Annotated in this window: 10 protein-coding genes; 2 read left to right on the forward strand and 8 right to left on the reverse strand. The window is 50.1% G+C overall.

Annotation, left to right across the window (positions count from 1 at the left end):
- Positions 1–15: 15 nt before the first annotated feature.
- The 4 genes from M6D81_RS25290 to M6D81_RS25305 are packed head-to-tail and all read right to left on the reverse strand — an operon-like array spanning position 16 to position 5,127.
- Positions 16–1,557, reverse strand: a complete 1,542-nt coding sequence (locus M6D81_RS25290; protein ID WP_262679952.1) for an FAD-dependent oxidoreductase — start codon at positions 1,555–1,557, stop codon at positions 16–18.
- A 36-nt stretch (positions 1,558–1,593) separates the two neighbouring features.
- Positions 1,594–2,478 (reverse strand): carbohydrate ABC transporter permease, encoded by an 885-nt coding sequence (locus M6D81_RS25295; RefSeq protein ID WP_262679953.1) that lies wholly within the window; start codon positions 2,476–2,478, stop codon positions 1,594–1,596.
- A gap of 31 nt (positions 2,479–2,509) precedes the next feature.
- A complete protein-coding gene (locus M6D81_RS25300) occupies positions 2,510–3,406 on the reverse strand; it encodes an ABC transporter permease (protein ID WP_262679954.1) in 897 nt (298 codons plus the stop codon).
- Positions 3,407–3,429: 23 nt separating this feature from the next.
- Complete coding sequence (locus M6D81_RS25305; protein ID WP_262679955.1) at positions 3,430–5,127, reverse strand: extracellular solute-binding protein; 1,698 nt, start codon at positions 5,125–5,127, stop codon at positions 3,430–3,432.
- A 252-nt stretch (positions 5,128–5,379) separates the two neighbouring features.
- Here M6D81_RS25305 and M6D81_RS25310 point away from each other — a divergent pair, with 252 nt between their 5' ends.
- Positions 5,380–7,437, forward strand: coding sequence for a hypothetical protein (locus M6D81_RS25310; protein WP_262679956.1), 2,058 nt, complete (start codon positions 5,380–5,382; stop codon positions 7,435–7,437).
- Positions 7,438–7,489: 52 nt separating this feature from the next.
- On the opposite strand, the gene M6D81_RS25315 is transcribed toward M6D81_RS25310, so the two are convergent.
- The 4 genes from M6D81_RS25315 to M6D81_RS25325 form a co-directional block, all read right to left on the reverse strand.
- The gene (locus tag M6D81_RS25315; RefSeq protein ID WP_262679957.1) at positions 7,490–9,127 is read right to left on the reverse strand and encodes a response regulator; all 1,638 of its coding nucleotides are present in this window, start codon (positions 9,125–9,127) and stop codon (positions 7,490–7,492) included.
- Between the two features lie 26 nt (positions 9,128–9,153).
- Complete coding sequence (locus M6D81_RS25320) at positions 9,154–10,833, reverse strand: sensor histidine kinase (protein ID WP_262679973.1); 1,680 nt, start codon at positions 10,831–10,833, stop codon at positions 9,154–9,156.
- Between the two features lie 172 nt (positions 10,834–11,005).
- Positions 11,006–11,116, reverse strand: a complete 111-nt coding sequence (locus M6D81_RS32005; RefSeq protein ID WP_486187839.1) for a YciI family protein — start codon at positions 11,114–11,116, stop codon at positions 11,006–11,008.
- Between the two features lie 415 nt (positions 11,117–11,531).
- Entirely contained in the window at positions 11,532–12,011 is a 480-nt protein-coding gene (locus M6D81_RS25325) for an SRPBCC family protein (protein ID WP_262679958.1), read from the reverse strand.
- Positions 12,012–12,120: 109 nt separating this feature from the next.
- On the opposite strand from M6D81_RS25325, the gene M6D81_RS31915 reads away from it, so the two are divergent.
- Entirely contained in the window at positions 12,121–12,537 is a 417-nt protein-coding gene (locus M6D81_RS31915; protein ID WP_410795793.1) for a winged helix-turn-helix transcriptional regulator, read from the forward strand.
- Positions 12,538–12,576 lie beyond the last annotated feature (39 nt).

Here is a 12,576-nt window from a genome sequence, read left to right on the forward strand (position 1 = left end):
TAGGAAAATACTGAATCAAAGCACTTGTCCGTCCTTAAGCAGGCACTCCCTGAGTTGCCCGTATTCAATATCCTGGACGGCCCGGTCTTCTTCGAGTGCAATGGCCGCAGCCGTAGCTGCAGCTTGGCCAAGCACCATGAACACCGGCTCCATCCGGATCGAGCCGTAAGCGATATGGGATGCCGACAAGCACACGGGCACCAGGAGATTCTGACATTGCTCTCCCTTGGGCACGATGGCGCGGTATGAGACCGGATAGGGAGCCTCGATCTTAATCTCCACATCGCCTTCGTTCACACACGCGCCATTAATCACAAGGCGGCGGCAATTGTGGGAATCCATCATATAAGAGGCCAGACCGATCGAATCCTCTGCTACGCGCAGTCCGCGACAATGCAGCTCGGTCATCACTTCCTCGGCGACCATCCGGCGCGCTTCCCTGATATAGAGCTGATGCGGCCAGTTCGCCGTGTCCGTAAATTCATCGGCGGGCAAGCCCCACTGCCCAACCTCCTCGCGAACATGTGCCGGAACGCTGTCATCATTAGCGAGAAAATACAGCATCCCCAGGTTGTACCTCACATGGTCTTGGAATAGCTTCTCCCTTGTCGCGTAATCCGCATCCGGCCAAGCATGATTGGCTCCGATATAATCGGTGCTCACTGCTCCGAAATTGTTCAAATCCGTCTTCCCGTTCGGCATTCTTACATGCAGCCGCATCGCATCCCAAATGCCGGAGCGGATATACCGGGACAGCAGCTCGAATTGCTGCGGATCATAGCCGGGAGGCTCGGGAAAAGCTACCCGGTTGCCCGGCACATCCGTCAGGCAAATACGAAAGTTATACGCCTGAATGGAGTGATCGCCTTGCCCTTGTACACCGGGCTCAATGTCCGCGATCCCGGACAGCAAGCCGCTATCAGGTTTGCCTTCGATCATGTACGGATCGATTCGGGTGTTGAACATGTGGTACGGCGAGCCAAACTGAATTCCGTTGCGCGTCTCTCCATACTTGCTGTTCCCTTCCCGCCCTACCGTGTAGGAGACGCCGGCGCGCGCCATCAAATCCCCTTCATACGAAGCGTCGATGAACATTCGTGCCTTGAACACTTGCCCATTCTCCATCGTCATGGCGCTAATCTTGCCGCTCACCGATTCCACACTGGCCAGGTGCTGCTCGAAGTAGACGGGAACGTCTTCCTGCGCCAGCCATTCGTTGAATATGTTCTGCGCGACGCTTGGCGCGAAATGCCAGGAAGTGCCGTCGCCATCTTGCGGATCATACATGGCGCCGAGCTTCATATAAAACTCGCGGGCGATTCCGCCAATGGCCGATTTGCGACCAAAATCTGTCGCGCCGAGACCGCTTGCCGTAATCCCTCCGATATTGCGGCTGAATTCGGCGATCACGACCCGAAGTCCCATCCGGCGGCCCTGGATTGCGGCGGCTACTCCCGCAGGCGTGCCGCCGTATATGCACAAATCCGCTGTTACCGGATTTGGCTCATCACTCTGATCATCTCGCTGGTAATAATACAACTGACTGAAGTCCGTCATCTTCTTCCACTCCCAGTTCATTCATAAGTTATACGTTCATTCCTTGACGCTGCCCAGCACGATGCCTTTCACAAAGAAACGCTGCAGCAGCGGATACACGGCCAGAATCGGCAGCATGGCGATAAAGACTTGCGTGGCCCGGTTCGTTCGATCCGACAGCAACAATTGCATCTCGATATCCATATCGCTCATGAATTGAACATCGGACTCCACGACGACCGTACGCAAGTAGCTCTGCAATGGGTAATTGCCCGGATCGTTCATCAGAATAAGCCCGTCGAACCAGCTGTTCCAGTGGCCTACTATCGTGAATAGAAGGACAGTCGCCAGACTCGGCAGCGATAAGGGCAGCACGATGCGCCACATAATCGTCCAATGTCCCGCTCCATCGATCTTCGCCGATTCATCCAGCTCCTTCGGCAGCCCGCGGAAAAAATTCAACATCAGAATAACGTTAAACACCGGAACGGCAGCGGGCATGACAAGCGCCCAGATGGAATCCAGCAGTCCAAGCTCGTTGATAACCATATACCAAGGGATGAGCCCCCCGCTGAAGAGCATGGTGAATACAAAGAACCAGGCATAGATCGTTCTCCATCGGAATTGCTGCACTTCCTTCGATAATGGATAAGCGAGCAGTACGGTCAGAAGCATATTGATAACCATCCCTAGCAACACCCGTTCCACCGATACGAGAAACGCTTGCCAAAACTCCGAATTCCCGAATACGTACAGGTAAGATACGACAGTGAAATCTACGGGCAGCAAAGCGACTTCACCAGACGCCACCGCCGATGCGGAGCTGAAGGATACCGCCAGCAAATGTATGATCGGAAATATACAACTGAAGGCGAGCACGGTTAAAAAGGTGTAATTGAACATGGTGAACACTCGATGGCCGAGCGACGCCTGTTGAACCATCTGTCCAGTTCCTCCTGTCATTAGCCATATTTCAAAAAATTCTGTAATTAGCGAAGCGGTAGGCCAAGTAATAGGAAGCGGTGATCATCACAAAGGACACTACGGACTTGAGAAGCCCGACTGCGGATGCTACACCGTATTGCACTTGCTGCAGGCCTAGCCGATAGACAAATGTATCAATAATATCTCCGGATTCGTATACAAGCGTATTGTACAAATTGAACACTTGATCGAATCCGGCATTGAGCACGTTGCCGAGACTTAACGTCGCCAGCAGGACGATGATCGGAATCATGCCCGGCAGCGTGACGTGCCAGGTCTGCCGCCAACGGTTGGCCCCGTCTATGACAGCAGCTTCATAGAGCACAGGATTAATGCTTGTAAGCGCAGCCAAATATACGATCGTGCCGAATCCGAAATCCTTCCATACATCAGTCGTCACCAGCGTGAATCGAAACCAATCGTTATCGCCCAGGAAAAAAATCGGTTCGATTCCAGCCGCCTTCAATACCTGATTGATCAGTCCGCTGTTCGGTGACAGCAGATCAATAAGAATGCCGCTCAGAATGACCCATGACAAAAAATGCGGCAAATAGACAAGCGTTTGAAAAACGCGTTTGAAAAACGATTTTCGAATCTCGTTCAGCAAAATGGCCACGACAATAGGTACGACCAAACCGACAACGATCTTCATCGCTGCAATGATCAACGTGTTCATTAACACACGCGAGGCTTCCGGCATCAACAGCATGTATTTGAAATTGTCCAAACCGATCCAAGGGGATCCCAATATCCCTTTGGATGGCAAGTACTTCTTGAAAGCAATCATTGCGCCTGCCATCGGACCGTAGTGAAACAACAGGACCAGTAGAAAACCTGGCAAGACCATCAGATGCAGGACCCAATTCCGTTTAAAATCCGATAGCATGTTCCTCTACTCCCATACTTTTATTACTTCCGGCTTTTGTACCATTCGTTAACTTCCTCAGTGATCTTATCGCCGCCAAGACTTCTCCATTCCTCCACAAACGTGTCGAACGCTTCAATTGGAAGTCCTCCGAGAATAATCTTGGTGAACGTCTCGTTCTCCTTCGTCTGCAACAAAGCCATCCGTTCCGACATCGTTGGTGTGGGAGCGCCTACAAACTCGTCAAAAACATATAAATTGTTCTCATAGGCTTCCTTCAGATGAGCCATCGTGCCGCCTTCCTTCGCAACCATCCACTGATACCACATATTCCCGTCCCCGTTCAAATAGGCTTGGGCGCCCTCATATCTGGCGATACGGTCCATACTGCTGCCAAGAATGGAAGGATCGTTGTTCTTCAGCGCTTTCGGAAGAAGCTCACCGGTGATGATATGATAATCCTGCAGATTGGCCATGATCGGATTAAGCGTATAGAAGAACTCACCTTTGTTTTTTCGGTCTTTGCCAAAGACAAGAATCGAATTCGATTCATCCGGCTTGATCTGATTTTCCATCCATACATTGAGCAGCTTGATAGCCGCTTCCGGATGCTTGGCATTTTTATTGATCACATAATAAGACGGTACTCTGTATGTGGCTTGATTTTGCGCGGGCTTATCGTCAATGGAAGCGATCTGATAGCTTTTCCACTCGGCCGTCATTTTACCGTCCTTCACCAACGGTTTCTGGATGCTTAACGTATACCAGAACGCGCCATATACAAGGCCTAATTGCTCGGAACCGTACATCTCCGCTACTTTTGACCCATTCTTAACAGCGAATTCCGGATCGATTTGTCCTGCCTTGAACATATCCTGCAGCTGTTTCAGCGCGGCTTTCACTTCCGGCTGTATACTGCCGTAGACAAGGTTGCCGGACTCATCTTTCTTCCAGATTTTCGTGTGAGCATGGAATCCGTTGAGAAAGCCTGTAAGCATGTTCAAGTCTTTGTCTATCGCGAGCCCGTACGTTTTTTTGCCATCGGCATTCCGCTTCGAGAACGCTTCGGCTATAGTAAGCACATCCTGCATCGTCTTGGGCTCCGGCAGGTTCATTTCCTTCAGCCAGTCGGTCCGCACATAGATGAAGTTTGCCCCGCTGTACGGACTGTTCGTCTGCGGAATGGCCATCAGCTTGTCGTTGAACGTGGCCGTCTTCATCTGCATGCCGCCGTCCTTCGTCATCTCATTCTTCGTATCCTCGGAAGCGTACTGTTCCCATAATTCCGTAATATCCATAATCATGTCGGAATCGATCAGCTGCTGCAGATCGGTTGCTTTGACGTTATAGAAGTCCGGCAGATTGTTGGAAGCAATGCTGATCTTGATCTTCTGATCATAATCCGTCACCGTCCAATCGTTCTTGATCTCAATGCCGAGCCTTTCCTTGTAATAATCATATATTGCGTTGTTATCAATCGTTTCCCCTGGATCGAAATACTGCTTGTTGCTAATGCCCCGAACCGTCGTAACTGTGATCGGGGGGTCATATTTCGTGAATGGCCCCGGCTTCTCCGCGCTTTGATCCGATTGCTGCGAGCCCTGATCCTGCTTCGACTCATTCGTTGAATTGGAGCCGGATGACGGCTCAGGTGCTGGCGTCCCCGTGCCGCTGCAGGCTGCTACCAATAGCAGAATCGCAGCCAGGCAGCATAGCGTGATTGATCTTCCTATACTTTTCAATACCCTTCCCCCTCAAGTTGATAGATTCACCGGTGTGAAGCCGATGTAGTTACAGTATAAAGGGCGTTCCAAAGGCCCGTAAGATTCATATCATGACATTGCGTTACATCTGTTTACACGTTTCCAAGCCCTTAAGAAAGCGCTTGCTAAATAAGTAAATAGATGTAACAAAGGTACGATTATGCATCTTGTGTTCTATTTTTGAATGAACCTATACTTGTTTTTATCCTACGTAGAAAGGCGGTTTTATTATTGTCGACATCCACATTTCAATTCGATCCGATCGTACCGTTCTTCTTTGCCAAGGAGAAGCGGCGAGACATGCTGCAAGCGCTTCGTCGCATGAAATATGAAGCGGGCATCCGCAGGTTCGTGCTGGTGTTTCCCTATTGGTACGGAGAAGCGAAGGAGCTGCATGCGCTCGAAGCTTACGAGAATTTCGGAGATATGTTAAGAGAAATTCGCGAAACGTTGGCCGCTGACGATATCGAGGTGGGATGGTGGTGCGCGCCCAGCTTGCGGGTGGGACCGCAAAAGGTTGTGGAAAGCGAAAGTCCCTACTATTTCCAAAAAGTAGTCGGTATTGACGGCGCCTTGTCCAGGAAAGCGAACTGTCCGCTGGACAGCAATTTCCAGACGCAATACTGCGACTATCTGCAGGCTGTCGTCAGCAGAGGCCGGCCCCCCGTTATCTTCTTCGAGGATGACTATCAGATGAGCAATCATGATGTCGTCGGCTTCGGCTGCTTCTGTCCAAAGCACTTGCAGCGCTTCGAGGCCAAGACGGGCCGCAAAATGACGAGAGAGCAATTGGAAGAGCTGTTTCGTCAAGGCGGCGATCTCGCTGTCCAATACCGTACCTTATGGGCAGAGCTCATGAAGGATTCCCTGGTGGAGCTGTCGGAACGCCTTCGGGCGGCAGTGGATACCATCGCCCCGGACACCAGAATGGCGTTGTGCCAACCAGGAGTAAGCGATTTTGACGGCATGATGACCGGTCCGGTAGCCAGGGCATTGGCCGGCAGCACCCGGCCTCTCATTCGATTATTCGGGACGGAATACAATAGCGACGCTGCCCAAAACCTGCCTAGAATCACGTTCCATATGCTGTACTCCAAGCAAGTGCTGGATAGAGACATAGAGCTGATTCATGAATCAGACACCTTCCCGCATACCCGGTTTTTCTTTTCCGCCGTCAAACTTCGCGCGTTAATAGCGATTTCCATGCTGTACGGTCTGGATGGCTCTCTGTCCTATATCACCCAATATACAGACGGTCCGCTGGAGGAACCTGCTTACATAGCGATGATTAGAGACAGCAGACCATTTTTCACGGAACTGAGACGCGCCACGCAGCATTATCAATTCGTTGGACCTCGGATTTTGTATCGTCCGCAATCGCATGTTTTTCGGCCCATCGAAGGAGTGAGAGCACCTGTCGTCAACGCCCCCGCCTGGGTGGCTGCGCTTGGCAGCATGGGCATCCCTTATACTCCCGGAACAGGCGAAGGGCCCGTCATGGCCTGCGGGGAGGACGTGCTCGATATGAGCGAACAAGAGATTACCCGGCTGCTTCAAGGCGGCGTATTCCTGGATGGGGCAGCTGCCTGCCATCTGAGCCAGGCCGGATACAGTGATTTGCTGGGAGTCGAAATGGCGGGATTCGAAGAGAATGAACGAGCCTCTATCGCCCATGAGAAACTGACCGAGCGAAATCTGTGGAACGATCATACGGCAGGAACGGCCATGTACCATACCAATTTAACTGGCAATACGGCTTATAGCCAAGGCCTGTACAAGCTGATTCCCGGGCACGACAGCATCGTCCTGTCGGAATTCGTGAATGATTATGAGAAGCCGGTGAGCGCTTCCGCCGTCATGTATACGAATCGCTTGGGAGGCCGGGTGGCCATCATAGCTTTCAACTTGCAACTCCAGTGGTTCGCCGCGGTGCATAATTACAAGCGGAAGCAGCAGTTCCGGGGCATCATCGAATGGCTCGGCGGCCGCAGCTTGCCCATCTTCGCTGAGAAAGATCCCAACCTGTTCATCATCGCGAAGGAGGAGAACGCTGCCGGCAATAAGCTGGCCGCCATCATCAACATGGGCATGGATACCGCCTCCCGCCCATCCTTTGTAGTGGACTCTACGTGGAGAAAGCGGCGCGCGGCATACTTGAATGATCATGGCGACTGGACCTCATTGCCCGAACCGTACTGGCATCCATTGGACAATGACAAGTTCAGGTGGGTTTGCCCGATAGCCTGTTCGACGTTAAGACCGCTGGTGATCAAATTTTCAGATGAATAGCTCTTCCGCTTCATACCGCTCACCTGGCCTAAGGGGAGCGGTATGCTATTATTTATCCTTGTACTGCTTTGCGTCCGCGGTATTCTTGAGGTGTGACATGAACATGCTTCTTGAAGAATCGAATAAAGGACAGCCTCGATTGGTAGCCGACCATCTCAGCTATTTCATAAATTTTGTGCGAAGAGTTCAGAAGCAGCTCCTTCGATTTGTTAATGCGCGCCAGCGTGATATAATCCGATATGCCGATCCCGCTGGAATACTTGTACAGACGTGACAAGTATGACGGATTCAGATGGACCAATTCCGCCAGTCGCGACAAGGACAGGTCATCCATTAGATGGGTGTCGATGTACTGGTTAATCCAACGGACAATGTCATGTCCATCATCAGATTCGGACGTTTCCGCACATTGCAACAATAGCTGTGCCAGGCCTGCGAAGTATTCCTCTATTTCCTCCCAGGACCTCCCGGAATCGACATGCGTCAGCATCTCAAGTCCGTATTGGGCCAGCTTGTTCACATCGTGCGGATGGACGTTCAGATAAGACAGGAAGACGGCAGCCAGCGCATGATACACCTCCAGCTTCCGGAAGCCTTTCCGGCTCCCTCCGGCAGCGTCGGACATAATTTCGGAGAACAGCTTATCGAACTGTTCCCGCTCGCCTCTTTCCAAGTAATGGCCCAGCAATTCGATTTTCTTCAGTTTCTGGCTATGCAGCTTCGATTGATCCCAATCCACTTCCGATCCTGTCGTGACGCTGGTCATCGTGTCCGTTAAGTCAACCTCCCGGCACATTTCTTCTTGACCAAGCAACAGAAACTGCAATGCGGCGAATGCTTTGGGCACCTCCGGCCAGTTCACCGGCGATTGCGTGATCAGGAACGATACGGGCAAGCGGAGCGATGCTCTGCAAGTCTGCTGAATCCGTTCCAATGATTCCCTCTCAACCCCAACACTGGGCATATCTTCACACAGCGGAAACAACCATAACAGATTCGATTCGTCATAAGTAAAGGAAGTCAGCTCTACAACGCCAGCGAAATGCTCCTCCACCATCGCTTGCATCGCTTCCATCGAAGTCCGCCGTTCCGATAGGGCAATGCCTTCCCAAGCATCAATCCGTCCGAGCAGCAAGCAGACCGGCTGTTCCACCGATAAGCCAAGCTGAGCCTCGCGAAATTTCTTGCGCATTTCCTCCGTCGACAAAGCCAGTTCACCAAGCACAACCTCTCTCAGCAGCGCTTGCCTCAGCACAGAACCCGCCCGTTTCGTCTGCTGCTCGGCCAGCTCCAGCATCCTGGACGTTTCATTCTCGCTCTCCAATTTAGCCATCGCCTTCTGCACCGCTTGAACGATCATATCGTCGCTCTCGGTCTTCAGAATATAATCGAAGCCGCCTCCGGATAACGCATTTTTGGCATAACCGAAATCTTCGTAGCTGGTCAGAAAGATAACTTTGCAGGACGGCCAGCTAGTCCGAATCTCGCCCAGCAGCTCAATCCCTTCCATTCCGGGCATCTTGATGTCAGACAGAACAATGTCCATATTCGTCCTGTTCATCAGATCTAGCGCCTTATAAGCCGAGTAGGCTTTGTACAGCTCAACCTCATCCTTGAGTTGCCTGCGAAGCAGCGATACGATACCATCCACAATAATCGGCAAATCATCCACGATCAGAATCCGGTACATGGTGCACCCCTCATTTCTCTTATGCTTTAAAGTTTGAATTTGATAGACACACACAAACCGCCGAGCTGTGATCTGCTTGGAACAATGCCGCTTCCCGGGCCGAACATGAGCTCAATTCTGCGATGCACGTTGATCAGCCCCGTCGTTTCCTGTGAATGGTTGCGGGCGCCGGCCAGCCTTGCGCTCATGGCTTCGATGTCACGATCGGTTAGGGTATTGCCATTGTCCTCTATCATAATGTGTAGATAACCTTCTTCCACAACCGTGTGCACTAACAATTCTCCTCCAGAGGCAAGTGCGCCATACGCATGCTTAAAAGCGTTTTCAATAACAGGTTGCACGATAAGCCTCGGCACGGATAGATCGTTGTATGCTTCATCCAGCGGATCAAACTCTATATCTACGTATGGCCCGTATAATACGGAATGTATTTGCACATACGCCCGCGCATGCTCCATTTCCTTCGCCAGCGGAATTTGATCCGCCATATCCCGGGTAATAAATCGAAAGTAATTGCCGAGATACAAGACGAACTGGTAAGCCTCCTCGTTGTTACATTCCTTGATTAGCCGATTCAAACTAAAGAAGCAGTTGTACAAAAAATGCGGATTGATTTGTGACTGAAGCTGCTTCAGCTCTGATCGCTGATTGCGGATTTCCTTCTCGTACACTTCGTGAATGAGCACGTCCAGCTTGGACACCATGCTGTTAAAGCGATGATACAAATAATTGAATTCATCCCGCCTGGCGTCTACATCGATAGTTAACAGCTTGCCGTCCTCCACTCTGCGAAACGCCGATACGAGCTTGCGCAAGGGGTGATGAATAATTCTATATAATGAGTAGGCGAGCAGAAAAATGATCACTACAGAGAAGACAAGCAGACCCCAAGTCCATCTCTCATAGCTTTTTAGCGAACCGATGATCTTCTCTTCGAGAACGTAGACCAGTAGCGAAGTGCCCAACAATTCCGATCTCGTGTAGGAGACCATATAGGTGGTTCGGTCCAGTTCAAGCGGCAGCATGCCGGATGCATGCGTGAGACCTTCCTCTTCCTGACTGTCGATCACCACTTTTAACCGTTGCAGAAGCTCTTCGTCCCGCTCATTCGAGATGCTCCAATCATCGTCAAGTCCAAGCAGTACGGAGTTGCCTTGCTCCTGGCTCACAATGTTGCGCAATGTATGTTGAATAACGGACTGCGACAGCTCGACAGCGATGACAAAAACAGGTTCGCGCTCGGAAATGAGATGACCCGGAAACCGCGTGCTCATATATAAGCGGCCATCATGCATAATGAGCCGGCTAGGATTAAAATTTCCCTTTAGAATATCGTATACTTCTGATGTAAGCGAGGTTTGGTAATCTGTAGTGGTTATCGTTCGATTCATGAGTGGAAGGAATACGGTCGCTTCACTCACATATGGGCTTGAGCCTTTTAATAACTGGAGACGCCTCTGTATGGCTTTCACTTTATCCGTAAAGTTGCTAGGTTCGATGTGCTCTACCGAGATGCCCAGCTCCAGCAAATCCTCATCGACCGCAAATTCGTGAAACAACTGCACCACGACAGAAAGCCCCGTCTCCAGCGACTGCATATAGAAGGCGTCCCGGCTTTCGACGGACTTCGTAATTTCATCGCTAATACTCGCCCCGCCCATCCGATTCAGCGCCAGAGTCAGCGAAGTCAGGGGGATCCATAACACCAGCAATGTCAGGACCACCTTCATAAATATGGATATGCCATTTCGTGTCAGCGAACGTATCATCATCAAGTCACAACCACCAGTCCCTTGGAACTTGCTCAATAAACCTGAGCTAGTAGGAAAGCGCTTCCCGTTCAATACATATCTATAGTACCATACAGTCGCAAGTATATTAGAATAAATGTTCTTCCTCGTTATTGACCTCGACGATCGCTATTCCCCCCGTATCATCGATGAACGGTCCGCCAAAAATCACCTTGTGCGAGTCAAACAATTCCTGCATATACCCTCATCATGAGCATCCAGAAATATTTCTACCATTGAAGAGCCGGGTGGAGAGCTTCGCTCCCAATCCAGCCCCAAGTAAAGCATATACGGTTATATGGGTCTAATAGCTTATAACTACCCTGAACGACATCGTTCCCATTCATGTCGATAATTAGCCCTCCGCTATAAATGGGATTTAGATTCGCCGATCTGCCAAGCCACTGACTCAGCTTCTGAGGCTGTACAAAATAGGAATAAACGATCTCCTTTCGGGCGTGTAAATTAGTCATGCTTCTGTTTCTCCTTTTCTTCTTCCTCCGCCCTTTCTGATCCAAAAACTGAATACGGTCGGTCAGGAATAAAGCATCCTGACCGACCGTATTTCATGTTTAACTGTAAGTTTTAGCTATCTCATTATGATTCTAATACCGTTACTCTTGAGTAGAAACGATTCCATGTTTAGCGGCAAGCTTTTCGCTTTGATTGGGCTTTCCCTTTCCTGTTGTAATTAAATCTCTCAAGCTGCCCCGAATGTAGGTGCCCCAGGAGTCCGAGCAGACATCGTAGCATTCATCCGCAGCGGTAAGTCCAATATGGGTAAAGCGGACCTCTGTTTGATTACTCTTCCTTTCGATCTCGAAGACGATATCCGTACCCGTCCATTCCTTCTCATCCCCAGTAAAGTTAAAATAATTATCAACTACGTGCCATACCACCTTCTTGCCAGGATTGAGTTCAGTGATTCGCATGACGCAGCGGTGGATGTCCCGGTAGTGATAATTGAACTCCCCGACCTCATCGGTCCTTCCTTCAATATCCTCCGACCACCACCCACGGACATTCGTGATTGCGCCGAACACCTCCTCCGGGCTTCGGTCTACCGTAAATGACGTATTGAAGTTTTGTTTCATTTACAATCTCCTCTCGGAATAAGTAAATTACAAAGCAAGTATAAGTTCTGTACTTGCGAATTGCAACTACAAACTTGCAAAATGCAATTACAAATCATATAATTAGTTCATGAAAAAGCGAACCTCTTCCGTCTGTCCAATCGTATATGCGCTTGATATCTTGGGAGATTCTTGGAGTTTGGTCATCCTTCGTGATGTCCTTATACACAACAAACGATATTACAGAGAGTTTCTAGCTTCACGTGAAGGTATATCAACCAATATATTGAGTGCACGGCTCCAAACACTCGTTCATGCTGGCCTCCTAATCAAATTTGAAGGAGATACAAATCGCGCACAAACAATGTATAGGCCAACACAAAAAGCGCTTGACCTGTATCCAGTCGTATTTGCCATTATGCACTGGGGTCTAAAATACAACCCGAATACAGATATGAAAATACCGATCATGCAAGAACTGGTAACCGATGAGAATAAGTTGGCACAGCGATTACTGCGAAATTTCGATGATGTGACTCGACCATAATAATTTCCCGAAGGATCCATGACGATTGGCCATCATATT

Source organism: Paenibacillus sp. J5C2022, from assembly GCF_025567625.1.
Taxonomy (GTDB): Bacteria; Bacillota; Bacilli; order Paenibacillales; family Paenibacillaceae; genus Pristimantibacillus.

Bases quoted from the DNA above. Each gene is read 5' to 3' on its own strand.
- M6D81_RS31915 (WP_410795793.1), top strand. From the start codon at position 12,121: ATGAAAAAGCGAACCTCTTCCGTCTGTCCAATCGTATATGCGCTTGAT.
- M6D81_RS25290 (WP_262679952.1), bottom strand. From the start codon at position 1,557: ATGACGGACTTCAGTCAGTTGTATTATTACCAGCGAGATGATCAGAGT.
- M6D81_RS32005 (WP_486187839.1), bottom strand. From the start codon at position 11,116: ATGCAGGAATTGTTTGACTCGCACAAGGTGATTTTTGGCGGACCGTTC.
- M6D81_RS25315 (WP_262679957.1), bottom strand. From the start codon at position 9,127: ATGTACCGGATTCTGATCGTGGATGATTTGCCGATTATTGTGGATGGT.
- M6D81_RS25325 (WP_262679958.1), bottom strand. From the start codon at position 12,011: ATGAAACAAAACTTCAATACGTCATTTACGGTAGACCGAAGCCCGGAG.
- M6D81_RS25300 (WP_262679954.1), bottom strand. From the start codon at position 3,406: ATGCTATCGGATTTTAAACGGAATTGGGTCCTGCATCTGATGGTCTTG.
- M6D81_RS25295 (WP_262679953.1), bottom strand. From the start codon at position 2,478: ATGGTTCAACAGGCGTCGCTCGGCCATCGAGTGTTCACCATGTTCAAT.